At 57.9% G+C, this 20,191-nt stretch carries 20 protein-coding genes; 12 read left to right on the forward strand and 8 right to left on the reverse strand.

Translation table 11 applies throughout. The features are described from left to right. Positions 1–62: 62 nt before the first annotated feature. From ACVIJ6_RS15885 to ACVIJ6_RS15905, 5 genes are all read left to right on the forward strand, one after another. Complete coding sequence (locus tag ACVIJ6_RS15885) at positions 63–1,361, forward strand: MFS transporter (RefSeq protein ID WP_456776997.1); 1,299 nt, start codon at positions 63–65, stop codon at positions 1,359–1,361. Between the two features lie 81 nt (positions 1,362–1,442). Next, positions 1,443–1,811, forward strand: coding sequence for a hypothetical protein (locus ACVIJ6_RS15890; RefSeq protein ID WP_456773465.1), 369 nt, complete (start codon positions 1,443–1,445; stop codon positions 1,809–1,811). Between the two features lie 871 nt (positions 1,812–2,682). After that, the gene (locus ACVIJ6_RS15895; protein WP_456773466.1) at positions 2,683–3,048 is read left to right on the forward strand and encodes a response regulator transcription factor; all 366 of its coding nucleotides are present in this window, start codon (positions 2,683–2,685) and stop codon (positions 3,046–3,048) included. 276 nt (positions 3,049–3,324) lie between these two features. Further along, a complete protein-coding gene (locus ACVIJ6_RS15900; RefSeq protein ID WP_456773467.1) occupies positions 3,325–6,768 on the forward strand; it encodes a bifunctional diguanylate cyclase/phosphodiesterase in 3,444 nt (1,147 codons plus the stop codon). Between the two features lie 70 nt (positions 6,769–6,838). Then, entirely contained in the window at positions 6,839–7,927 is a 1,089-nt protein-coding gene (locus ACVIJ6_RS15905; protein ID WP_456773468.1) for a DUF2336 domain-containing protein, read from the forward strand. A gap of 1,010 nt (positions 7,928–8,937) precedes the next feature. Here the strand turns inward: ACVIJ6_RS15905 and ACVIJ6_RS15910 are convergent. Beyond that, complete coding sequence (locus ACVIJ6_RS15910; RefSeq protein ID WP_456773469.1) at positions 8,938–9,240, reverse strand: PilZ domain-containing protein; 303 nt, start codon at positions 9,238–9,240, stop codon at positions 8,938–8,940. Positions 9,241–9,380: 140 nt separating this feature from the next. On the opposite strand from ACVIJ6_RS15910, the gene ACVIJ6_RS15915 reads away from it, so the two are divergent. Beyond that, the gene (locus ACVIJ6_RS15915; RefSeq protein ID WP_456773470.1) at positions 9,381–9,860 is read left to right on the forward strand and encodes a hypothetical protein; all 480 of its coding nucleotides are present in this window, start codon (positions 9,381–9,383) and stop codon (positions 9,858–9,860) included. A gap of 34 nt (positions 9,861–9,894) precedes the next feature. Here ACVIJ6_RS15915 and ACVIJ6_RS15920 read toward each other — a convergent pair whose 3' ends face one another. The 7 genes from ACVIJ6_RS15920 to ACVIJ6_RS15950 all read right to left on the reverse strand — a co-directional run bounded on the left by ACVIJ6_RS15920 (position 9,895) and on the right by ACVIJ6_RS15950 (position 14,870). Then, positions 9,895–10,137, reverse strand: a complete 243-nt coding sequence (locus tag ACVIJ6_RS15920; protein WP_456773471.1) for a PilZ domain-containing protein — start codon at positions 10,135–10,137, stop codon at positions 9,895–9,897. A 90-nt stretch (positions 10,138–10,227) separates the two neighbouring features. Beyond that, positions 10,228–10,446 (reverse strand): hypothetical protein, encoded by a 219-nt coding sequence (locus ACVIJ6_RS15925; protein WP_456773472.1) that lies wholly within the window; start codon positions 10,444–10,446, stop codon positions 10,228–10,230. 450 nt (positions 10,447–10,896) lie between these two features. After that, on the reverse strand, positions 10,897–11,148 hold the full coding sequence (locus tag ACVIJ6_RS15930) for a hypothetical protein (RefSeq protein WP_012044969.1): 252 nt from the start codon (positions 11,146–11,148) through the stop codon (positions 10,897–10,899). Then, positions 11,145–12,794 carry an IS66 family transposase gene (gene tnpC / locus ACVIJ6_RS15935; RefSeq protein WP_012044968.1) on the reverse strand — a complete coding sequence of 550 codons (1,650 nt, stop codon included), beginning with the start codon at positions 12,792–12,794 and terminating at the stop codon, positions 11,145–11,147. The genes ACVIJ6_RS15930 and tnpC overlap by 4 nt, the downstream gene beginning before the upstream one ends. 71 nt (positions 12,795–12,865) lie before the next feature. After that, positions 12,866–13,213, reverse strand: a complete 348-nt coding sequence (tnpB, locus tag ACVIJ6_RS15940; RefSeq protein WP_041750840.1) for an IS66 family insertion sequence element accessory protein TnpB — start codon at positions 13,211–13,213, stop codon at positions 12,866–12,868. Then, complete coding sequence (gene tnpA, locus ACVIJ6_RS15945) at positions 13,210–13,605, reverse strand: IS66-like element accessory protein TnpA (RefSeq protein ID WP_083780697.1); 396 nt, start codon at positions 13,603–13,605, stop codon at positions 13,210–13,212. The genes tnpB and tnpA overlap by 4 nt, the downstream gene beginning before the upstream one ends. A 266-nt stretch (positions 13,606–13,871) precedes the next feature. Further along, positions 13,872–14,870, reverse strand: a complete 999-nt coding sequence (locus ACVIJ6_RS15950; RefSeq protein ID WP_456776998.1) for a sensor histidine kinase — start codon at positions 14,868–14,870, stop codon at positions 13,872–13,874. Positions 14,871–15,077: 207 nt separating this feature from the next. On the opposite strand from ACVIJ6_RS15950, the gene trbB reads away from it, so the two are divergent. From trbB to trbK-alt, 6 genes are read left to right on the forward strand one after another with little or no spacing between them, the layout of a single operon-like run. Next, positions 15,078–16,046: a P-type conjugative transfer ATPase TrbB gene (trbB, locus tag ACVIJ6_RS15955; RefSeq protein ID WP_456773473.1), complete on the forward strand. Its 969-nt coding sequence runs from the start codon at positions 15,078–15,080 to the stop codon at positions 16,044–16,046. Then, positions 16,043–16,369: a TrbC/VirB2 family protein gene (locus ACVIJ6_RS15960; protein ID WP_456773474.1), complete on the forward strand. Its 327-nt coding sequence runs from the start codon at positions 16,043–16,045 to the stop codon at positions 16,367–16,369. Before trbB ends, ACVIJ6_RS15960 begins: the two co-directional genes overlap by 4 nt. After that, the gene (locus ACVIJ6_RS15965; protein WP_456773475.1) at positions 16,369–16,632 is read left to right on the forward strand and encodes a VirB3 family type IV secretion system protein; all 264 of its coding nucleotides are present in this window, start codon (positions 16,369–16,371) and stop codon (positions 16,630–16,632) included. Before ACVIJ6_RS15960 ends, ACVIJ6_RS15965 begins: the two co-directional genes overlap by 1 nt. A gap of 8 nt (positions 16,633–16,640) precedes the next feature. After that, positions 16,641–19,082 (forward strand): conjugal transfer protein TrbE, encoded by a 2,442-nt coding sequence (gene trbE / locus ACVIJ6_RS15970; protein WP_456773476.1) that lies wholly within the window; start codon positions 16,641–16,643, stop codon positions 19,080–19,082. Next, a complete protein-coding gene (trbJ, locus tag ACVIJ6_RS15975) occupies positions 19,079–19,813 on the forward strand; it encodes a P-type conjugative transfer protein TrbJ (protein WP_456773477.1) in 735 nt (244 codons plus the stop codon). The genes trbE and trbJ overlap by 4 nt, the downstream gene beginning before the upstream one ends. Beyond that, positions 19,813–20,190, forward strand: a complete 378-nt coding sequence (gene trbK-alt / locus ACVIJ6_RS15980; protein ID WP_456773478.1) for a putative entry exclusion protein TrbK-alt — start codon at positions 19,813–19,815, stop codon at positions 20,188–20,190. The genes trbJ and trbK-alt overlap by 1 nt, the downstream gene beginning before the upstream one ends. The last annotated feature ends 1 nt before the right edge of the window (position 20,191 follow it).

Consider the following 20,191-nt stretch of genomic DNA (forward strand, 5'->3'; position numbering starts at 1 on the left):
GGGAGGCAGAGGTCTCCCAGAAGTCCCTACCTGCGAAGTGGTGCCTGATTTTCTCAGTCTTTCTGCCTTTCGCCGCGGGTTACTACCTTGCCTACCTGTTTAGGACGATCAATGCCGCGATATCGCCGGCATTGGCCTCCGACTTCGGGATTGACGCCGCAGAGATCGGGCTGCTCGCGTCGGTCTATTTCCTGGTCTTTGGCCTCGTCCAGATCCCAATAGGGGCATTTCTGGATCGATTTGGGCCGCGTCGAGTCCAGGGTGTGCTGCTGGTCATCGCGGCCGGCGGCGCTACGCTGTTCGGTACCGCATCGAGCTTTCCAGAGCTTCTTGTGGCGCGCACCATGATTGGACTCGGCGTTGCCGGCTCGTTGATGGCGGGACTGAAGGCCGTCGTCACCTGGTTTCCGAAAGAGCGCGTCGCGCTCATGAACGGCTGGATGATCATGTTGGGATCTCTGGGAGCGGTCACAGCCACGGCGCCAACCGATTGGTTGCTGAATTGGATTGGCTGGCGAAGCCTGTTCGAAGTCCTGACCATTGGGACGGTCGCGGTAGCTGGACTCATCTATATGATTGTTCCGGAACGGGTCGAGGATTCAGAGATCGTTACATCAGCTCTAAAGCCATTTACCTTGTGGTCGGTCTATTCAGATCCGCGATTCCTGAGGGTTGCACCGCTGTCGGCGGCCTGCATCGGCTCGTCTTGGGCGTTGCAGTCATTGTGGGCCGCAGCCTGGCTTACGGACGTAGAAGGATTCGACCAACAGAGCCGCGTCCATCAAATGTTCCTTATGGCGGTTGTACTTAGCTTTGGAGCCTTGTTTGTCGGTGCCATGGCCGATCGTCTACGCAAACACAACATAAGAACGGAAATCCTGTTGGCGGGCGTGGGAGGACTGTTCGCGGTGGCCGAACTTGCGCTGATTTTGCGCCTCCCGCTGCCGTCACTTCTGCCTTGGTCCATGGTGTCGATCGCCGGCGCCGCAACCGTACTAAGCTTCGCGGCCATCGCCGACTATTTCCCCAGGCAATTTGCCGCGCGCGCCAACGGCGCTCTCAACCTCTTGCACTTCGGCTGGGCGTTCTTGGTTCAATACGGCATTGGGATCGTGGTCGGACAATGGCCGTCTCAGGAGGGGCATTATCCGGTAGCCGCGTATCAGGCCGCATTCGGTCTCAGCGTTGCCCTTCAAACGGCCGCGTTGCTGTGGTTTGCGATGCCGTGGATACGTACGTTCGGCAAAAGTTTCTGCCGTCCGTTCGCGCGGCCGCCCAAAGCGCGCGGCATCCCGGCCGGATCCGGAAGGCCAGCCTTCGAGCGGCCCATTTTCGAGGCGTGTGACGGAGTGGATTGGTAAAGGGGCTGCGCGCACTATTGCCAGCATGTCCCCGCCTTCTGAGTGATTGGAACTGCTGCGTTCGCCTTTAGGAACTTTAAAGTGTCATCGTTGCGACTAGCAGACCGTGGACGAGAGCGCCAAATTCTGTTGCAAAGCAAATCGTCCTATCTGCTGTCTTCGGAGATGCGTTTGGCACCTAGCTATCATAAGAAGCTCCGCGGCATTGCCTTCTGGATCAACCCACCCGGTCGAACCGATGGCATCAGGGTAATTGTCACGCTGCAGGCGCTAGCCGGTTTGTCTGGGAAGAGAGACTACGCCGACCTCGAAGACGCGTGGGACGCGTTTGCAGCAGCTCATGATTTGATCGAGAGCGCAGCTCGCATAAAGTATGAGAGAATTAAAGACAGGATAGGCTTATTCGAAGGCACCCCCACCTTTTTGTTAATGACGGGTGACCGGATCTGATGACCAGGAGATGGAAAAGGGAGCTGCGAGAGTGCACAAAAGCGCATCTGGAGTCCAAATGGGCGCGTACGCATTTGTGGACGCCTCAAAGCAGCGTTTGGCCGACACTAACCTGGTCGAAGCTGGCAACATTTCGCTTAACTAAGTAGGCATCGGCGTGAAATAGACGTGAATGCGTAATCGAGAATTTATGCGAATTCTTTCCGTTTCTTGAGCCCTGCGAAATTGGTCGCGTTTCGATACCTCCTGCCGACCAAGTCCCCTCAATTTAGTCTAGCATGCCGGTCGACCGGTTTTGCTGCTTGCGCCGACCGCGTCGGTCTAAGGCGAAGACCGGAATGCCGCGACCCGAGATTTCCGATACCCGTCGTCGCGGCGGTCGCAGGTCCCTGCATGATCAGCCGGGTCGAATACGCGCGTACCTGCTAGGCCCATGATTAGGGTTTGCTTGAAGGCCCGCTCGGCGCCGGCGGATATCAAAGTAACAGGAGGTGTTCCGGTGATCAGCAGCGGTCGAACGCTTGGGCTGCCGTGCCAAAGCTCGAGGCCCACGTGTCCTCCGAGAGTCCAACCAACAACGTGATATTCAGAGAATCCGAGTTATCGACATGCGCAGCACGCGCGCGTAGCCGGAAAGCTGTAAGTAGCTATGGGCCTTTGGGCATCAACGAGCGCCCATGTTCCGGTAAGTCAGGGGCAACTGCGCAAGAGTACCGGTGGCGCATCGGAGGCAAAACAGTCTACACTTCCTCTTTAACTTATCTTCGATCATCATGCTCATTCATGCTATTTAGTCGCCTGGAAGCGAATAAGCTAATGACGAGACGCAATACCGCGATAAGAAAGACCGCCTTCGGGCCGGTTCAGATTGATGAGCAACAGCATACGCACTATAGCTATCGTTGATGACGATTCGAGCATACTGCAGAGTCTCGATCGCCTTTTGTCAGCACACGGTTTCCGCGTTCAGACATTTTCCTCGGCGGAATCATTTCTCGAAGAAATCGTTAAATCCGACGCGGATTGCCTGGTTTCAGACATCAATCTCGGAGGAATGTCAGGTATTGATCTTAAGCGGCGACTAACCTCATTTGGCATCGGTTTGCCTGTCATTTTCATGACAGCGGTTGATAGTTACGCTATCCGCCAGGAGGCATCTAATGTGGGCTGTATCGCTTACCTGAGCAAACCTTTTCCGGCAAAATTGCTGATTGATGCAATCGATAAAGTCCCATGAGAAGATCCGTTGCGCTAGCTAATTAGTTGAGCTTCAAGAGATCATTATATCACTATCGATGGACCGAGCTTTTTGTCCCGACGGCTACGTATGCCGCATTCCGGTACCGAAGCGAAAGAGCCCGTAAAATTACGGATAACTTGTTCTATGGTGCTACCTTACAACGCGCCCAGAGATAGACTCGCTCTTTGAACGAAAGTTTGACTTTTGTTCGAGAGGTAACTTCTTGGATCGGCAGCAACATTACGTACGAAATATTAAGGTGTCCGCGCGACGGTGACGCTGGCCATAGTCCTGCGACACGGTTTGGAAATGCCGGGAAGAAAGCTAACGACATCGCCTGGATCGATGCTGGCGGCGCTGGGGGCTCTGTTCTCAACCGCGATCATCGTGCTTTTTTTCGTCGATTTGCACGGTCGTTACTGGGACAGAATCGCGGCGGCGAAGACCGATGCCCAGAGCTTCGCGAAGATCCTGGCCGAGCATACGGTGCTCACGTTCGACGATATCGATAGAGTTCTGCTCGAAGCGGAAGTCATTCGTCAAAGAAGCCTGTCTAAAAAGGACATCGATCCGGGGGCGGCAAATGCGGCGCTGCGCCAACTGCAAAAAAGCTCGTCTATCCTAGTCGCCGTCGGCTGGACCGACGCGTCGGGAAACGTACTCGCTCATTCCTATGACCACACGCCTTCACGCCCCAACATTTCGGACATGTCCCATTTCATAGTCCAACGAGACCGAGCAGACGACGAATTATTCGTTGCGCCGCCATTTCGCTCGGCGGTCAGCGACAAATGGTTTTCGGCGGCGTCTCGCAGGCTGAACAACGAGGACGGCAGCTTTGCCGGTATCGTGACCGCTCCCTTCGATCAGTCCTACTTTACCAAAATTTATCGTTCCATCGATCTCGGCGCGGGCGGCTCCGTCGCGTTGGTGCATCGCGAGGGGCGGCTACTTGCCCGAGAGCCGGAAAATCGCGAGGCGCTCGGCTTGTCATTGGTGGGCAGCCCATTATTGACTAAGCATCTCCCAGTCTCGGAGACGGGAGCCTACGAGTTGGTAAGCCCAGTGGACGGCATAAACAGAATAGCCGGCTATCAGGCCGTGCGCGGATTGCCGCTGGTGGTCATGGTGACCTACGTCCGTAGCGAGGTGCTGAAGCCATGGTTTAGACACCTCTACACGTTCGGCTTGCTCGTTGTGGCCGCCGTTACCATCATCGCTTTCGGTACAGTTGTACTAGTGCGACAGACGAATACGCTTGCCTACAATACGCGGGCATTGGCGCGGACGAATGCCCATTTCGATGCCGCGCTCAGCAATATGCCTCACGGAATTAGTATGTTCGACGCCACCGAGAAATTGCTGGTCTCAAATAGCCGCTATCGTGAGATTTACAGCTTGACGAACGAGCAGGTCAGGCCTGGCACCCCTTTTGGTCGAATCCTTGCGGATTTCGGAGGTCGGCACGAAGAAACTGACTTCAGTTTCGATACTCTTTTGAAGAGCGCGAAAGAGCGGGCGCCGCATAGGCTCCGACTGGCCGATGGCCGGACAATCCTGATCGTGCGTACGCCAATGAAGAATGGAGGTTGGGTCGCGACCCACGAGGACATCACGGATAAACTTCGTGCGGAAGCGATGCTCATCGCAAACGCCGCAGAACTAAAGCGCGCGAATGAACGCTTCGATATTGCTATCAGCAATATGTCTCAGGGCCTCTGCCTATTTGATTCCGACAAGAACCTCGTGATCTCAAATCGCCGCTATCAGGAGATGTACGACTTGCCCGATCGGCTGCTCGCGCCGGGTACCCCCTTGCGGCAGATTTTGCAACATTACGCAGACCGCGGAGAAACCGGTACCCTTTCCGTTGATCAATATACTCAGGTGATGCCGACCGAATCTAAGCAAATCTACGAACTTGTCGACGGTCGCAAGATATTCATCCAGCGCCAGTCGCTCCTGGACGGCGGCTGGGTCGCTACCCATACGGATATCACTGAGCAGAAGCGCGGCGAGCTGCTTTTGGCCGAAAAAGCAGCGGAGCTCAATCGGATCAACGTTCGTTTCGACGCCGCGCTGAACAATATGTCCCAAGGCCTGTGCATGTTCGATGCAGAACAGAGGGTTGTCGTCTCGAACGCGCGCTACGGAGAAATGTATCATCTCGGCCGGGAGCAGACAAAGCCCGGCACGTCATTGCGGCAAATCCTGCAATACAGGCGGGACAAAGGTACCGATTTTGCCGTGGCGCCGGATGTATACGTCAATGCGAATGTCATGCAAGCAAGCGAAGTGCAGGAGCTTGCGGACGGCCGTGTTATTTCGATCGCCCGTCACTCCATGCCGAACGGCGGCTGGCTAACCACCCACGAGGACATTACCGAACGGGCCCGGAGCGAGAAGCGGATCGCGTTTCTTGCCCAGCATGATTTGCTTACCGGCCTCGCCAATCGCGTTTTGCTCACTGAAAAGCTCGATGACGCCGCAAAGCGGCACTATCGCCATGGCAACACTTTTACCGTTTTGATGCTTGACCTCGATAAGTTCAAGCATGTGAACGATAGCTTGGGCCACCCGGCAGGAGATCAACTCCTGATTGAGGTTGCAAAGCGGCTTTCATCTTCGCTGCGCGAAACGGATGTCTTGGCACGCCTGGGCGGCGATGAGTTCGCCATCATCCAGGAAAACGAAAAGAACCAGAGCGAGGGAGCTATCGCACTCGCGCTAAAGATCATCGCGCTTATCGAACAGCCTTTCGACTTGAACGGCCATCGCGCGAGTATTGGGACCAGTATTGGGATTGCATTTGCACCAGAGCACGGGGCGGATCCGCAGACGCTTCTGAAAAAGGCCGATCTGGCGCTGTACGCGACGAAATCGGCCGGGCGAAACGATTTTCGCGTGTTCGAGCCACAGCTGACAGCGGCTGAAGACCACCAGAAAACAATCGGATCCGAGATACGCGAGGCCCTCTCGCAAAATCAGTTTCAGTTGTATTACCAGCCCATCATCGACGTCCGAACACTCCAAGTGCGCAGTATGGAGGCGTTCGTCCGCTGGCATCACCCTTCCAGGGGTGTTATTTCCCCGGACCAGTTTCTGCCGATTGCCGAAGCGACAGGCTTGATGTTGCCCCTTGGAGAGTGGATCCTTCAACAGGCTTGCACGGATGCAGCGGCATGGCCTTCGCATGTCGGGATCGCCGTCAACGTGTCTGCAGTACAATTTCACAAGGAAAACCTGTTTGATGTCATCCTGTGTGCGCTTGTCGATTCCAGCCTTTCGCCGGAGCGACTAGAGATCGAAATCGCCAACGTCGGGGAGCTAGAAACTCGTCGTACTCAGTATCTACGAGATATCCGCCAGTTGAGGAATATCGGAGTTTCTGTGGTGCTGGACGACAGCACCACCAATTATTCCTCATCGACATTTCTCACGGCGTTCCCCTTCGACAGTGTCAAAATCAACAAACCCTTCACGCAAGGGGTCGTCAGCCGACGTGATTGCGCGGCCGTCGTTACTTCGGTGGTGGCGCTAGCCCGCGGCCTTGATGTCACAACTACAGCCAAAGGCGTGGAGACAAGTAAACAATTCGAGGCCTTGAAAGCCGCCGGGGTCGACCGCGTCCAGGGCTTTCTATTCGGACGGCCAATGCCGCAAGCCGATCTTAACTTCGAGGCCGTACGGTTTCTTCCGGCTAAGGTCGTGGCGTAGGAATCAGGGCGATAACCGCGCGCAAGCCCGTCAGCACATTCGAGTTGCAGCTATGAGCGGACAAGGCAGTTTGATCAACCAACTCGAAGGCGCGCTGGCAACGAAGGGTTTGTCAAAGCGGGCAGAAATGCTGGGACAGATCACCGATCTATTCATGCACGGCTCGGGTAACTTCAGCGTTGACCAGATCGACCTGTTCGATGATGTCATGAGCAAGTTGGTGGAGCAGATCGAATTGACGGCCCGCGCGGCCTTCGGGAGTCGGCTGGCCAAATGCGCCGATGCCCCCGGAAAGGTGATCCGTTTGCTGGCGTTCGATGACGAGATCGAAGTCGCCGCGCCGGTCCTCAAGCACTCCCCGCGGCTGGGTGATGCGGCGCTGGTAGAGAACGCCCGCACCAAGAGTCAGGCTCATTTGTTGGCTATTTCAGAGCGGGCCACTCTTGCCGAACCGGTCACAGATGTCCTGGTAGATCGGGGTAACGATCTTGTCGTTACCGGCACGGCACGCAACCGGGGCGCCAAGTTCTCTGTCTCTGGCTTCGCGATGCTTGCCTCGCGGTCGAAGGACAACGGCGACCTCGCACTCTGCGTTTGGTCACGCCCGGACATCCCTCGGCAGCAACTCATAAAGCTATTCGGGCAAGCAACCGATATCGTAAGGCGCAAGCTGGAAGCGGCCGATCCGCGGCGTGCCGCGCTAATCCGAACTGCGGTTGCCAATGCTTCGGACGAGATCCAGTCCACGACGCGCGCCGGCTCAAATGAGCACGCGACGGCAATGGCACATGTCGAGTCGTTACACGCGCGGGGCCAGCTCAATGAGGCCAAACTGTTCGACTTTGCTCATCGCGCAGACTTTGACAGAACAGCCGCCGCCCTTTCCATCATGGGCGACCTTTCGATCGGCCTTGTTGAGCGTGCGCTCGTCCATGACGACGGGGAACAGATTCTCGTGATCAGCAAGGCGATCGATCTCTCATGGGACACTACCAAATCCGTGCTGTTGTTGAAACCGGGTCAAGAGAAGCTCAGCAACGAAATCATGAATCGATACTTCGCAAGCTATTTTCGTCTGAAAACGAAAACAGCGCGCGCCGCACTTCAATTTTATCGCTTGAGACAGCGGGCTAGCGCAAGCTCGGACGCCAGCCATTAGATCCAAGGTCGCCGACTAATCTCACAGCGCGCATCCCGTTCAGGCGCATTACTGCGCGTGGCTAGATTGCCGAGCCGACGACAACGATTTTGGATTTTTTGGAGTTTCGTGCCATCCATTGAATTCGGCTTGTCAAGAATTCGCAAGGCTTTCAATCCACTCCAATGACCGAAGTACGTCGGGATGGCCCCTGAAATCGCCCTCGGCCGAGGATGTACCGAATTGTGGCGCGCTCCCTCATCTCTGATGGCGCGTCTGACGCGCTTCGCGAACAGCGCAAGCTGCTCGTTTGACGGCTGTTGAGGTGACCTACTCATCCGACGATCAATTTGCGATCGACGTTTACCCAATAATTGCCTTTCCTCTTCCGGTCGCGTGTCCACTCGGGATCGTCTTTCAACGCCAACTCTCTTCTGAAGATCAAATTTCGCTTCGTTATCGGTCATGACAAATTCCGCCAGTATTGTTCAAAGTTAAGGATGATTAGGACCCCTGTGCATCAACATTTCGCTCGTGCGACCGACGCAACTATCTATCAGACCGGCGGGTCTCACCTTCCTTCACGAACACCTCGTTGGCAGTGACGTAACTTTGGGTGCTACGACACTTTGAGCATTCGTAAACGTCATGGACGAATCCCGGTTTTTCGATTTCCGTACAAGAATAGTGCATTTCAAGATCACAGTTGATGCAGTTGGGGGGCATAGAACGGGGGGAGGGGTCGGCCATGGTTTAACGCTTTCTATTGCTTCTGTAGATCACACCTTCAATAAAAGCGGCTGCCGCTTTTGAATGGCCGCTCGCTAAGTTTAACCACGCGCACTACCGTTCGACAGATTGGACAGCGGTACGAGTGCATTTCGTAATTCGTCGTTACGCGCTCCCCATAGACCAACTTGCGATCCGCATCACACGCTGTGCATCTGGGCTGCGGGTCGGCTTGTCGATGCTCCATCGGTGCTTCTCCCTACACGTGAAAGCCAACCGAACGATGTGAAAGCTAGCTTGGTTCATTTTCCTTTTGCGTTGACGGGGGCTGACTTTTCGATGAACTGGACGCCCATGTCATCGCCATTGAGCCAAGCCAATTGGCAGCGCCGAAATGATGAGCCGGTCGTGGATAAAAGTAGAAAGAACTCTTTCAGTCGCAGCCCTTGCACGGATTGCGTAATCGTCAATTTTGCACCGGTGTCCGATGCGTCAAGCATTTCGCAGTCTCTGCTCCAAGTCCCGTCGATGGCTACGATACGAACGGGAATCCCTCGCGAAAATACTACACGATGTTCGCCTCGTTTCTCTGGTCCGGTGGCCATGGGCGAGCTAATCCCAACAAATTTCGACGAGTAACGTCACCGCCTCCTGATTCGGCAAGGGGGGCCCTACCCATTTCGGGTAGCAGAAGAGACTGAAAGGTAATATGATGATTGTAATTTAGCGCGTGGAGCAAATGGGAATGGAAAAAGCCAGCCAAAATCATACTGACGACCGAAGACGGGCTGTATCACGGCATACCCTGACGTATATCTTGTGCTCAATTAGCGAACTCTTCCGGCATTACGATTTTGATCCGCTAGACTTATTGATCATTCACGCGATCCTAAATGCCAATGTGATAGCGATCATGAAGGACGCGACCTTAGACGATAAATTCGGAAGCATGGACACAGTTGAACCTGATGAAATCAAGCAAGGAATTTCAAGAGCAGCGATTGCACGATTTCTCAGCCTTCCACTGGAAACGATCAGACGCCGCGTGGACCGCTTGATAAACCAAGAGGTACTTATCGAAAAAATCGACGGTCTTATTGTGAGTCAAAGTAATCAGTTTAAGTTCGGCAACAATCGCGAGCTTCAAACAATCAACGCGCACTTAGTAAGAAAGCTTTTGCGTGATCTAAGACGAGTAGGCGTTAGGGGGCCAGACGATCTTTAGACTTCACCGTGTCTTAGGTGCTAACTGAGCATTCCTAGTCGAAAGCGACGCCGATCCGAAACTCCCTGCGCCAAATCACACGACATGGCAGCGTCAAGCCATCTTCGGGCACTAGCAGATTGAAAGATGCCGGGATTTTCCCGCCAGGCTCAGAGATTTCCAGCGCGGCTCCTGTTGTCGATAAATCACGAATTATGCAGGGCGTTTTGATCCCGCCGCACTCAATTCTGGCTGACTTGATGACGCGAAAGCGCGGCGCAATTCTGGTTTCGACCATGGCAGCAAGCTCAACGTTGATACAATGCGAGTAGTATGACGAGAATAATTTAACTTTTTCTGTTCGAACGGTCAGCGCTGAGGATGACTATCACTCCCAGTTCAGGCCATAGTCGCCTTCTTCTTGATTGATCCAAAGCAATGCGGACCTGCCATCGAACCAAAGCAGTCGGTCGTCCTCGCTGCCCTCTGATGCCATGTGCAGCAAGAACTCATTTTCGCTTATCTTGAAGAGAGCGTCGCGAGCCAGCCGTTCACTGAGTGTCTGAGAGTCGAGGAAGGCATATGTTCGTGAAACAATGAGTTGCATGACGAACCGAATGAGTAAGCTATAAAACGTGTGTATTGTTCCGGCTGACGGTTAATGAACCCTTATCCAAGGAAGTTTGTCAAAACGCCTCGTTAATTTGCGACTTTCCCGCAGTTTGTCGGTCCGGGTGGCGAGCGGATTTGCCGAATTCCGATTGATCCTGCGGGCTAGTCTCCCGTAGTTTGCCGGATACACAGTCGCCGAAGCACTGCGCTGAATTGGACTTTGTCTCCCAAAGCGCATAGCGGAGCTGGTCGGCGTTGCGCAGCCGATCGTCCGTTGCGGTGAGGTGAGCGGCATAAGGCTGGGGGTAAGGTATTTCAGCGACGAGTGGGGGCGCCATAGATTGTATCCGGATTTCGATCCTTTCGCCCAAGGACTCCGATCTGATCTCACCCACCGTTCCGATGTGATCTGTATGCGTCCGGCGTAGGCCGCAGGCGAGTTGGATTATTCGGACGGCCAGCGCTTAAGCAATCCCGGACTTTCTTTGTACATCCGGACGAGTTCGATCAGGTTTTCGATTCCGAAGTTGGTGAACGCCTGGACGCCGTCTTCTCCGACGCCATAGACCCAGATGACGCCGTCCTCGATCTCCATTTCGTTGGCGACGTCACGTAGCCAATCCTCATCTTCGCCGAGGTCTTTCGCGACCTGAGTGATGGTGGTGACGTGATGGACCTTGTTAACATGGATGGTCATGCGGCTTGAGCAGAGATTGTTGGTGCTGGCGTCCAATTCCAGGGCAGAAGCTCGTCCAGCCGATGAGCCGGATGGGCGGCGATGCGAGCGAGGATATCCGTAAGCCACGCCTGCGGATCGATGCCGTTCATTTTTGCCGTGACGATCAAGCTGTACATGGCTGCGGCACGTCGCCCTCCGCGATCAGACCCGCAGAACAGCCAGGATTTTCGTCCAAGAGCAATGCCTCGCAAGCCTCGTTCGGCGGCATTGTTGGAGAGACACACGCGTCCATCGTCCAGGAACAGCGTGAAGCTTGCCCATCGCTTCAGGATATAGTTGAACGCCTTGGCCAGGTCGTGACCGCGGGACAGTTTGGCGAGCTGTTCGCGCATGTAGACCTGAAGGTCCTCCACCAGAGGCCGGCTCAGCATCTGTCGCACCTGAAGACGCCCTTCGGGGCTCCTGCCATTGATGGAACGTTCGATCTCGAACAGCTCATCGATCCGCCGCACGACCTCGATCGCGATCGGAGAGAGCGGGATTTCCTTCTTTCCGGCGCCCTTGCGCCGCGCATTCTCTTCGATGTCGGCCATGGCAAAGAACGGGCGCCTTCCATGTGACCAGCAGGCAGCCTCCCGGATCGGTCCGGGCTGGCGCCCGGCCAGATAGAGCTGGTTGTAGCCGTCATAGGCGTCGGCCTGCAGGATGCCGGCATACCGGGCCAGATGCCCCTGCGGATGCTCGCCCTTGCGGTCGCGTGAGTAGTAGAACATCGCTGCTGGTGGACCCGCGCCCCCAAACGGCCGGTCGTCCCGAACGTAGATCCAGCACCGTCCCGTGTCGGTCTTGCCCTTGGCCAGGACCGGCACCGTCGTATCGTCGGCATGAAGGCGCTCGGCTGCCATAACATGGGCTTCCACCAGGCGCAGCAGGGGATCCAGCGACGTACAGACCGCCCCCACGGCATCGGCCATGGTTGATAGCGCGATCGGCACCCCTTCCAGGGCATACCGCTCGGCCTGGCGGTTCAAGGGCTGATGCTGGCCGAACTTCTCGAACATGATCATGGCCAGGAGGCTCGGGCCGGCCCATCCCCGCGGGATGGCATGGAACGGCGCCGGGGCCTGGCTGATCTTCTCGCAATCGCGGCAGGAGAACTTCTCCCGTACCGTCTCGATCACCTTCCACTGGCGCGGCACTACCTCCAGCGTGCGCGTCACGTCCTCGCCGAGCTTGCGAAGGCGATTGCTGCCGCAACATTCACAAGCTGCCGGCGGATCGATCACCACCCGTTCCCGTGGCAGATGCTCGGGGAAGGTCTGACGCTCGGGGCGCTTGCGTGTAAATCCACGCACTGTCGTCGTCTTCGCCACGGCCCGTTCCGCCGCCAGCTCGTCCTCGGTGGCGTCGGCTTCCAGCTCTTCGAACGTCAGCGCCAACTGCTCGATCAGCCGCGCCGAACGTTCCGACCGTGGCCCATAGATCTGATGTTTCAGCTTGGCGATCTGCAACTGCTGCTGGGCGATCAGCGCTTCGTCTTCCGACGCTTTCGCGCGGGCGACCGCGAGTTCAGCGGCGATCTCCAAACCCTTCGCGCGCTCGACTGCCAGCGCCTCCTTCAGGGCGCCAACGTCATCCGGAACAGCGTCGCGATCAGCATTCATGCGACGCAGTGAATCATAGATTGAATGCGTTGGGACTCCTCAAAATGCCGGCAGCCGCAGATTTTCCTGAATCAGCCAGCGCTCTGCGGCCGCCAGCTTAGTTGGGGATTCCTCCAGTCGATGCCCTCGAGCATGTAAGCCATTTGCGCCGCCGAGATCGATACCGCGCCGTCCGACGCTGAGGGCCAGATGAACTTCCCACGGTCGAGGCGCTTGGCGTAGAGCGACATGCCCAGCCCATCGTGCCAAAGAATCTTGACGAGGTCACCGCGGCGGCCCCGGAAGATGTAGAGATCGCCGGCATGGGGATCGCGCTTCAAGGTCTCCTGAACCGTAAGAGCCAGGCTTTGCATGCCGCGACGCATGTCGGTGTGGCCAGTGGCGATCCAAACCCTGACGCCGCTCGGAATCGGGATCATCGTCGCCGCAGCAGCTCAAGAATTCGCTGCAGCGCCTCAACGTCCACGTCACGGTCAACGCGAACGCGACAGCCGCCGCCAAGCTCGATCTCGATGATTCCAGCCCTTGCACGCTGCGCAGGCGGTGAAGATACTCGTTGTGGCGCGTCGCTCGAAGTCGGAGCCGCCATCGGTGTGATCTCGACGGGAACGAGAGCTGGCACAGAATCTCCGCCCAGTCGACCCTGGCGCGCCTGTCGACGCCAAGTGAACAGCAGGCTGTGAGCCACCCCATGCCGGCGCGCGACGCCGCAGACCGTCTCGCCAGCCTGCAAGGTTTCTTCGACAAGGCGAACCTTCTCGTCGTAACTCCATCGCCGCCGACGCTCGGCGCCCAACACATTGACCTGCATTCGCCAGGTGACCTTAAAGCTAGACTTAAGGTCAAATCCTCGGCCCGCCAATCAAACTACACAAGGCGGCCGCCGCCGGGGGGATACTGTGATCTCGCCCGGGTGATGGGCGTTCTGGCGCTGTTTTCCTGGGACCGGTTGCTGGGCCTGGTCAACCCCGAACCAAATTCCGAAGAAGCGCGTTGTCTTCTGTTGCCGCTGCCTCTCGACGACCCGCAGGGATTAGCGGCCTACCTGGCACCGCTACGCCTGCGACCGCACCGGCATCACCTTCCGCTGGAAGGACTAATCCCCGCGGCATCGCCCCGCACTGCTTCGGAGCGATGTCCCACGGCTATGGGCACCTTGTGGCCGAACCTGAGCGTCACACGAACTCCACCGTTCCGCTCGGTCTCGACCACTATGTCAGCCTTCGTATTTTCATGCAGAGCCTGCACGATCAGCGCACCGATCTTTCCGGGAACGGGCCACCGCCCGCCTTCCGGCAAGCCCATGCCGTCGTCCCCCACCATTACGCAATATCGTTCAGGATCCTCCTGCCGCAGGCAATGCAGTGTTATCGTTCCACCCGGCTTGTCCGCAAAGGCATACTTGAATGCATTGGTCATGAGCTTATTCACGATCAAACCAACCGGCAACGCAACGTTTATGGAAGTCGGCGTGTGGTCGACCTTGATGTCGAGCCGGATACCTTCGGCCGCGTACGCATTCATGAGCGATGATGCGATCTGGCTCAGGTAGTGCCCCAATTCGATCTCGCTCTGACGCCCGTCCGGTGAGAGAGCCTGATACATGATGGACAGGGACTCAATCCGACCAGCAAGCGACGCCAAATTGACCTTCTCCCCGCGTCGCTCGGCTCTGGCTTCGAGCCGGATCAAAGCGACGATGAGCTGCAGGTTGTTCTTGACGCAGTGTTGCAGCTCGCGAAGGAGAACATCCTGCTCCTTCGTCCTGCGCTCGAACTCCTCCCGCTCTGCAAGCCGGCTCGTGACATCAATCAGTGCCGCAATTCGGTAGTCCTCGGATCCGTCTTCCTGCTGGATCACCCCGCAGAACGCCTCGACGACCAATGGTGTTGGCTGGCTGCGCCTGAACGTTCCCCGGAAGTCATCATTATCGCCGAGCATGGACTTCGCAAGTGTGCTGTTTTGATCCTTCTCGTCGACGAACGACGCGAGTATCGACCAGTCTCGGCCGGTAAACTCCGGCAGCTTCATCCCGATCACCTCTTCGAAGGCTTCGTTCGCATAGCGAAACGGCAGTCATAACGATCGAGCGGCTGACCTTAAAAGCCGTTGTTCACGCCGCCGTCGTTTCTAAGCGAAGACTCCGGACACTCCTTTATTTCTCTTTTCCTACGCCAAGCTACTCACCTGATAACTGCCTTGTTGCGCCGAGCCATTTCCTGACCTTTCTATTCATCCCCATCTGAGGCCGCTCGGGACGGCCTCATTCGTTGGGGGACGGCGGTGGCAATCCATTCCATTCAATCGGAGGCAATTTCGCGCGGCGCGCGTATGCTGCGCACAGCGTTCGGTCCCGCGATCGCGCGCTTTCTCGAAGATCCTGTTGTCGTTGAGGTCATGCTCAACCCTGATGGGCGGTTGTGGATCGACCGACTGTCGAGTGGCATGGCGGATACCGGCGAAACGGTGTCTGCCTCGGACGGAGAGCGGATCATTCGATTGGTCGCCCACCATGTGGGTGCCGAAGTCCACGCAGCCAGCCCGCGTATCTCGGCCGAGTTACCCGAGACGGGGGAGCGCTTCGAGGGGTTATTGCCGCCGGTGGTTGCGGCACCGGCCTTTGCCATCCGCAAGCCAGCCGTCGCTGTGTTCACGCTGGACGACTACGTCGCCGCCGGAATCATGACTTGGGACCAGGCCAGCGCTTTGAAAGGCGCGGTCGAAGCACGCAAGAATATTCTTGTGGCAGGCGGCACCTCCAGCGGCAAGACGACGCTGACCAACGCACTCCTGGCGGAAGTTGCCAAGACCTCGGATCGGATCGTTCTGATCGAGGACACGCGGGAGCTTCAGTGCAAGGCGCCAAACCTTGTCGCGCTGCGCACCAAGGACGGCGTGGTCTCGCTATCGGATCTCGTGCGGTCATCGCTTCGCCTGCGGCCTGACCGCATCCCGATCGGGGAGGTGCGGGGCGCCGAGGCGCTCGATCTGCTCAAAGCCTGGGGGACCGGCCATCCCGGCGGCATCGGCACCATCCACGCCGGCACGGCGCTTGGCGCGCTGCGCCGGCTCGAGCAGCTGATCCAGGAGGCGGTCGTCACGGTGCCGCGTGCCCTGATCGCGGAAACCATCAATGTCATCGCCGTCCTTTGCGGACGCGGCGCCGAGCGTCGTCTGGCCGAACTCACTGATGTCACAGGGCTCGGAACTTCAGGCGACTACAGCCTGACAGCAGTAGGGGACCAATCATGAGTATGACTCTGCCTCGCGGGCGAGATTTCGTCGCTGCTCCGATATTCGCAACAGCCATCATCACGGCCAGCACGGCCCGGGCCGCCGGCTCCAACATGCCGTGGGAACAGCCACTCAACCAGATCCTGCAATCGGTCGAAGGGCCGGTCGCCAAGATCATCGCCGTCATCATCATCATCGTCACCGGGCTGTCGCTCGCGTTCGGCGACACGTCGGGTGGCTTCCGCCGGCTGATCCAGATCGTGTTTGGCTTGTCGATCGCCTTTGCCGCCTCGAGCTTTTTTCTGTCGTTCTTCTCGTTCGGCGGTGGAGTGGTGATCTGATGGATCCCGAGATCCCAGGCTTCGTGACGCCGGTACATCGCGCGCTGACCGAGCCGATCCTGATGGGCGGCGCGCCACGGTCCGTCGCCATTCTTAACGGCACGCTCGCCGCTGCGCTCGGCATCGGCCTGCGCCTCTGGGTCGTCGGCCTCCTGCTTTGGTTCGTTGGCCACATGGTCGCCGTCTGGGCCGCCAAGCGCGACCCTGACTTTGTCGAGGTCGCCCGCCGACACCTCCGTATCCCCGGTCATCTCAACACGTGAGGTCTCCCATGATGAATCTTGCCGAATACCGCCGTTCCAATACCCGCCTTGCCGATTTTCTGCCGTGGGCAGCTCTTGTCGATGAAGGAATCATCCTGAACAAGGACGGATCGTTCCAGCGCACGGCAAAGTTTCGGGGACCCGACCTCGACAGCGCCGTCCCGTCGGAGCTCGTCGCTGTTGCGGGTCGCCTCAACAACGCGCTGCGCCGGCTTGAATCCGGGTGGGCAGTCTTTGTCGAAGCCCAGCGCCATTCCGCGGGAGCTTATCCGCCCAACACCTTTCCGGATGTAGCTTCCGCCCTGGTCGACGCGGAGCGCAGAGCGCAGTTCGAAGAAGCCGGCGCCCATTACGAGTCGAGTTACTTCCTGACATTTCTTTATCTGCCGCCGGCCGAGGGCACAGCGAGAGCAGAGCGGCTGCTTTACGAAGGCAGCAACCGCACCGTCGACGCCGATGCACGAGAGATCCTCCGCTGGTTTATGGACCGTACCAACCGCGTGTTGCAACTCGTCGAAGGTTTTATGCCGGAATGCGCCTGGCTCGACGACGAGGCGACGCTGACTTACCTGCACTCCACGGTCTCGACCAAGCGGCATCGCGTCAGGGTGCCAGAGATCCCGATGTATCTCGACGCGCTGCTTGCCGATCGACCGCTCACCGGCGGGCTTGAGCCGATGCTGGGTTCAGCGCATTTGCGCGTCCTGACCATCGTCGGGTTTCCGACGGCGACGACGCCCGGGATTCTCGACGACCTGAACCGCCTCGCATTCGCCTATCGCTGGTCGACCCGGGCGATCATGCTCGATAAGGCGGATGCGACAAAACTTCTGACCAGGATCAGACGGCAATGGTTCGCCAAACGCAAATCAGTGGCCGCAATCCTGAAGGAGGTGATGACCAACGAGGCGTCTGCGCTCCTCGATACCGATGCGCATAACAAGGCTATGGATGCCGACGCCGCACTGCAGGAACTGGGCTCGGATCAAATTGGGCAGACCTTTGTCACGGCGACAATCATGGTCTGGGACACCGATCCTGCTACCGCCGACGAGAAGCTCCGCCTCGTCGAAAAGGTGATCCAGGGCCGGGATTTCACCTGCATGGCTGAAACGGTCAATGCGGTCGAGGCCTGGCTCGGCAGCTTGCCGGGACACGTCTATGCCAACGTCCGGCAGCCGCCGATCTCGACCCTGAACTTGGCACACATGATCCCGCTGTCCGCGGTATGGGCGGGCGAGGCCAGGGACCACCATTTCAAGGCGCCGCCGTTATTTCTGGCCAAGACGGAGGGATCCACTCCATTCCGCTTCTCCCTTCACGTGGGAGACGTCGGACATACGCTGGTAGTCGGACCGACCGGCGCCGGCAAATCGGTGCTGTTGGCGCTGATGGCGCTACAGTTCCGCCGTTACGGCGAAGCTCGGATCTTTGCGTTCGATTTTGGCTGTTCGGTACGTGCCGCCACCATGGCCATGGGGGGCGATTGGCATGACATCGGCGGCGTGCTCTCGGGCGAATCCGCGGAGTTCGTCGAGCTTCAGCCGCTGGCGGCAATTGACGAACCATCCGAGCGCGCTTGGGCTTTAGAGTGGATCACCGCGATCCTCGGTCGTGAAAGGGTCGAAGTCACGCCGGAAACCAAGGATCATCTGTGGTCGGCACTGACCTCGCTCGCTTCAGCACCGATCCCGGAGCGCACCCTGACGGGTTTTTGCGTTCTTCTTCAGTCCAATGCTTTGAAGCGGGCTCTCCAGCCATATTGCCTTGGGGGACCGTATGGCCGCCTTCTCGATGCGGAATTCGAACGCCTTGGCGATGCCTCTGTCCAGGTCTTCGAGACCGACGGGCTGATCGGCACCGCAGTTGCGCCGGCTGTCCTTTCCTACCTGTTCCACCGTATTGAAGCACGGCTTGGTGGCCGGCCAACTCTGCTCATCATCGATGAAGGATGGCTCGCGCTCGATGATGAAGGGTTTTCCGGTCAACTGCGTGAGTGGCTGAAAACCCTTCGCAAGAAGAACGCCTCCGTCATTTTCGCTACCCAGTCGCTGGCTGACATCGATGGCTCCGCGATCGCGCCTGTTATCATCGAGAGCTGCCCGACGCGCATTTTGTTGCCGAACGACCGTGCCATCGAGCCACAAATCACGGCAATCTATCGACGCTTTGGGCTTAACGACCGACAGATCGAGATCCTGGCGCGCGCAACGCCGAAGCGCGACTACTACTGTCAGTCGCGCCGAGGCAACCGCCTGTTCGAGCTCGGTCTCGGCGAGGTTGCGCTCGCCTTCACGGCCGCCTCCTCCAAAGCCGACCAAGCCCTTATCGAACAGGTCCTTGCCGAACATGGCCGTGAGGACTTTCTGCGCGGCTGGCTCGGGGCGCGCGACATCTCCTGGGCGACCGACCTCATCCCGCATCTCGACGAATTGGAGGCTCCCAAATGAACCGCCTCTACCGTCTCGCCACTGCCAGCATGATCGCGATCATCGTTGCAGTCAGCTCGAGGCCCGCGTCGGCGCAGTTGGTCGTTTTTGATCCCAACAACTATGCACAAAATGTGCTGACAGCCGCTCGCAGCCTGCAGCAGATCAACAACCAGATCGTGTCTCTGCAGAATCAGGCGCAGATGCTCGTTAACCAGGCGAAGAACCTGGCAACGCTGCCGTTCTCGTCGTTGTTGCAACTGGAGCAATCGATCCAGCGGACCCAGCAGCTTCTCGCTCAGGCCCAGCGCATCGCTTACGACGTCGGGCAGATTGATCGTGCGTTTTCAACGACCTACGCGCCGGCAACATCCAGTATCTCGGATCAGGCGTTGATCGTAAACGCGCAAACGCGCTGGCAGAACGCGCTTGTCGGCCTGCAGGATGCCATGCGGACGCAGGCCACGGTCGTCGGCAACCTCGATACCAACCGTACCGAGATGTCTGCCCTTGTCACGTCGAGCCAGGGCGCGACCGGGGCTCTACAAGCGAGCCAGGCCGGCAATCAGCTCCTGGCCTTGCTAGCTCAGCAGCTAGCCGACCTCACGGCGGTCGTCGCGGCTCATGGGCGCGCACAGAACCTGGAGTCTGCCCAGCGTGCCGCCGCGCAGGACCAGAGCAGGGAGCAGCTGCGCCGCTTCCTGAGCCCGGGCCAGGGATATCAACCCACAGCCGTTCGGATGTTTCACTGATGAAGAAGTCAAAAATCGACAGGCTGCCAACACTGGCGGCAATGATGCTCGTCGTCCTTACCGTCGCGGCCTGTGCAATTCGCCTGCGTGACGACGAAAACCAAACCACATCCGCCACGTCCCCTGACCAAGCGTCGGATCCGTTGCCGGCAAAACTTGCGGAGTGCCGCTCCGTGACCTCAGAGCAGAAACAGGCTCTGTCGGAATGCCGCAAGGCTTGGGCTGAGAAACGCCGTCAATTCCTCAGGCAGACATCTCCAACTTCCTCGGAAGGCGCCACTTCTCACGGCAAATCGCCATTGTTCATTCCCTCTGAGCACGACCGCGGGCCCAGGCTCGGGCCGCATGATTCAGGTCCGCAGTCTGGAAAGGAATAAG

The organism is Bradyrhizobium sp. USDA 4369 (genome assembly GCF_054056435.1).

Excerpts from the sequence above, each read along its gene's own strand:
- ACVIJ6_RS15915 (WP_456773470.1), top strand. The coding sequence starts at position 9,381 with ATGGAAAAAGCCAGCCAAAATCATACTGACGACCGAAGACGGGCTGTA.
- tnpC (WP_012044968.1), bottom strand. The coding sequence starts at position 12,794 with ATGAATGCTGATCGCGACGCTGTTCCGGATGACGTTGGCGCCCTGAAG.
- ACVIJ6_RS15965 (WP_456773475.1), top strand. The coding sequence starts at position 16,369 with ATGGATCCCGAGATCCCAGGCTTCGTGACGCCGGTACATCGCGCGCTG.
- ACVIJ6_RS15960 (WP_456773474.1), top strand. The coding sequence starts at position 16,043 with ATGAGTATGACTCTGCCTCGCGGGCGAGATTTCGTCGCTGCTCCGATA.
- ACVIJ6_RS15925 (WP_456773472.1), bottom strand. The coding sequence starts at position 10,446 with ATGCAACTCATTGTTTCACGAACATATGCCTTCCTCGACTCTCAGACA.
- tnpA (WP_083780697.1), bottom strand. The coding sequence starts at position 13,605 with ATGCAGGTCAATGTGTTGGGCGCCGAGCGTCGGCGGCGATGGAGTTAC.
- ACVIJ6_RS15910 (WP_456773469.1), bottom strand. The coding sequence starts at position 9,240 with ATGGCCACCGGACCAGAGAAACGAGGCGAACATCGTGTAGTATTTTCG.
- ACVIJ6_RS15920 (WP_456773471.1), bottom strand. The coding sequence starts at position 10,137 with ATGGTCGAAACCAGAATTGCGCCGCGCTTTCGCGTCATCAAGTCAGCC.
- ACVIJ6_RS15930 (WP_012044969.1), bottom strand. The coding sequence starts at position 11,148 with ATGACCATCCATGTTAACAAGGTCCATCACGTCACCACCATCACTCAG.
- trbK-alt (WP_456773478.1), top strand. The coding sequence starts at position 19,813 with ATGAAGAAGTCAAAAATCGACAGGCTGCCAACACTGGCGGCAATGATG.
- tnpB (WP_041750840.1), bottom strand. The coding sequence starts at position 13,213 with ATGATCCCGATTCCGAGCGGCGTCAGGGTTTGGATCGCCACTGGCCAC.
- trbJ (WP_456773477.1), top strand. The coding sequence starts at position 19,079 with ATGAACCGCCTCTACCGTCTCGCCACTGCCAGCATGATCGCGATCATC.
- trbE (WP_456773476.1), top strand. The coding sequence starts at position 16,641 with ATGATGAATCTTGCCGAATACCGCCGTTCCAATACCCGCCTTGCCGAT.
- ACVIJ6_RS15895 (WP_456773466.1), top strand. The coding sequence starts at position 2,683 with ATGAGCAACAGCATACGCACTATAGCTATCGTTGATGACGATTCGAGC.